The following is a 3,510-nucleotide window of genomic DNA, read 5'->3' as shown; positions in this document are numbered from 1 at the left end:
TTTTATATATGATACCGATTAGATTCTCAACATAGTCTAATTATACTGTAGTGTTCTTATATTTCGTAGAAACATACTAAAAAAAACTAAAATATGATTGAAATCCTTTTAGTATGACAAACAAGTAGACGGTGATTTCATCAAAACAAGCAGCAAAAATGAAACTATATATATCTGTTTCTTACATATGCATCGCAGCCCTCAAAAATTCTTACCGATAATTCTTGATTTATGGGATAGTTTCAAAATAAAAAACATAATTATAACTTTTAACGTAACTATTTACCACGATTTATTTGTTTCTACGAAAACGATTGCGTAATATAGCGTATGAATTTACTTAGATATAAATGATAGCAATATACAGCCCATAAAGTTTCATATATGAGGGACATCATACGTCTCAATTACTTTTAAGAGTAATGAATTTGTTCCTAATAAATTTAAAAATATAATCAAATTAATACTAAATCACGTTACAGAAATGAACACACCTCAAGATGTTAAAATGAGAGTCTACAGTTTTGGAGATAGAGTTGCGGATGGCAATAGTGCTATGAAAAATTTACTGGGAAGTAAAGGGGCTAACTTGGCTGAAATGAGTATAATGGGCATACCAGTTCCGCCTGGATTTACAATAACAACTAAAACTTGTACAGAATACAACCAAATAGGTAAAGATAATGTTGTTTCTTTATTAATGACTGAGGTACAAATAGCTATTGCTAAAGTTGAAAAGAGCATGGGAACCCGCTTTGGAAGTAACGAAAATCCTTGCTTACTATCCGTTCGCTCTGGATCTCGTGTTTCTATGCCTGGAATGATGGACACCGTCCTTAACTTGGGTATGAATGATGATTCAGTTAAAGGATTAATTGCAAAAACAGGAAATAGTAGATTTGCTTGGGATACTTATAGACGTTTCGTCCAAATGTTTGGCGCTGTTGTCTTAGGAGTTAGCGCATTGACAAAAGAAGACCAAAACCCTTTTGAAGAAATTGTAGAAAAATACAAAAGAAATAGAGGAATTGAACTAGATAGCGATCTCGATGTCGCTGACTTAAAACAGATGGTTCGTGACTTCAAAGATTTATGTGAAATGCAAACCGGTAAAAAGTTTCCAGAAAATCCGTGGGACCAACTTTGGGCCAGTATTACTGCTGTTTTTGATAGTTGGATGAACCCCAGAGCGATTTATTACCGTACTATGCAACAAATACCGGAAGAATGGGGAACGGCTGTAAATGTTCAAGCGATGGTCTTTGGCAATATGGGAGAAAATTCAGGTACAGGAGTTGCATTTACACGGAACGCATCGACTGGAGAAAATATTTTTAATGGCGAATATTTAATAAATGCGCAAGGTGAAGATGTTGTTTCTGGCGTAAGAACTCCACAACAAATAACCTTAAAGGGCTCCAAAACATGGGCAGCTTCGGCAGGTGTTTCTGAAATAAATCGTAAAACTAAATACCCATCCCTCGAAGAGCTTATGCCCACTACTTACGCAGAATTAAATACTACGCAAGCTATACTTGAAAAGCATTATAATGATATGCAAGATATAGAGTTTACGGTACAAGAAGGTAAGTTTTGGATGTTGCAAACGCGCAGCGGTAAGCGCACAGCTGCAGCCATGATGAAAATTGCAATTGACTTATTAGCTGAGGGGCTGATTAATGAAGAGCAGGTCTTACTAATGCAGGAGCCTTCAAAGCTAGAAGAACTTCTACATCCCGTTTTTGATGGTGAGGCTATTAAAGCGGCAAAGATAATCGCCAAAGGACTTCCAGCGTCTCCCGGCGCTGCGACAGGGCAAATTGTTTTTTTTGCTGATGAAGCACATAAATATCAATTCTCGATTCTTGTTCGAGTTGAAACTTCTCCTGAAGATTTAGAAGGAATGAATATTGCAAAAGGTATACTAACAGCAAGAGGAGGCATGACTTCTCATGCGGCCGTTGTAGCTCGAGGTATGGGTAAATGCTGCGTCTCAGGAGCAGGCAGTGTAATCGTTAATTACAAAACCAGACAAATGACTATCGATAAACAAGTGTTCCACGAAGGCGACTGGATTTCGTTAAACGGAACAACCGGCGAAGTTTACAAAGGTAAAATACGAACGAAGGATGGTGAATTAAGTGATGATTTTGAAACTATTATGAAATTAGCCGATAAGTACCGAGTCCTTGGAGTAAGAGCAAATGCAGAGACTGAAAGGGAATGCAAAAATGCAATAAAATATGGTGCTGAAGGAGTTGGGCTTTGCCGTACAGAGCATATGTTCTTTGAAGGCGAAAGAATAATGCGAATCAGGGAAATGATTTTATCAGAAGATGAAACCGGTAGAAGGAAAGCGTTGGATAAATTGTTACCAATACACAGACAAGATTTAAAAGAGGTACTGAGAGCCATGGCTAATCTTCCTGTAACCATCCGTCTACTCGATCCACCACTTCATGAATTTATTCCACATAATATAGAAAATCAAAAGGAAATGGCTTTTGAAATGGGTGTTTCTATTGAAACAATAAAACAAAAAGTACAGGACCTCAAAGAATTTAACCCTATGTTAGGTCATAGAGGCTGCAGATTAGGAATAACCTATCCTGAAATTACAGAGATGCAAGCTAAGGCGATTATCGAAGCAGCATTAGAACTAAAGGCGGAAGGGATTAAAACGTTTCCTGAAATTATGATTCCGCTGATTGGTACAGTTAAAGAGCTGAAACTACAGAAGGAATTATTGAAGACAATTATCGACCGAATATTTGAAGAAAAAGGAGATACAATTGACTATTTAATTGGGACTATGATTGAGATACCACGGGCCTGTCTAATCGCTGATCAAATTGCAGAAGAAGCTGATTTCTTCTCATTTGGAACTAATGATCTCACGCAAATGGGATTTGGTTACTCCCGAGATGACGCCGGTAAATTTTTACCAATATATATTGAGAAAGGGATACTAAAGTCAGATCCATTTCAAGTTTTAGACCAGGAAGGTATTGGCCAATTGATCGAAATAGCAACTAAAAAAGGACGCGCAACAAAAACGCAGCTTAAAATAGGTATTTGTGGTGAACACGGCGGTGATCCCAGTTCAGTAGAATTCTGTCATACAATTGGAATGGACTATGTTAGTTGCTCTCCCTTCAGAATACCTATCGCACGTTTAGCAGCTGCGCAGGCGGCGTTAAGATAACTGTATCTATTGAAATATGAATTGCTAAGAAAAGCGGATCGAACAGCAGCATTTTATCCTAAAAAAGGCCTTATTTCTACAAATTTTCCTTTTTTCAGCGCTGATTTAGAGAACAGCCACCTTAAGCTTGTCTTATAAAGACCTTTAAAATATAAAAACGACTACAGGGCCTTTAATTGCAATAAAGAATAATGCGCACTGGGGTTTGCCTTGATAAAAAACTTGACTTTGTTATAAACAAACAAAGCGTATTCATCTACCTGAATAAGGTTTAAATAGAATTTGATACATTACAGAATAATCTT

1 protein-coding gene is annotated in these 3,510 nt (G+C 37.0%); it reads left to right on the top strand.

Translation table 11 applies throughout. The annotated features are described in order from the left end of the window. The first annotated feature begins 484 nt into the window (after positions 1-484). The gene (gene ppdK, locus A3SG_RS0117935) at positions 485-3,205 is read left to right on the top strand and encodes a pyruvate, phosphate dikinase (RefSeq protein WP_016991371.1); all 2,721 of its coding nucleotides are present in this window, start codon (positions 485-487) and stop codon (positions 3,203-3,205) included. Positions 3,206-3,510 lie beyond the last annotated feature (305 nt).

The organism is Flavobacterium sp. ACAM 123 (genome assembly GCF_000264055.1).
Taxonomy (GTDB): domain Bacteria; phylum Bacteroidota; class Bacteroidia; order Flavobacteriales; family Flavobacteriaceae; genus Flavobacterium.
This window is presented reverse-complemented; position numbering and strand designations above follow the sequence as displayed.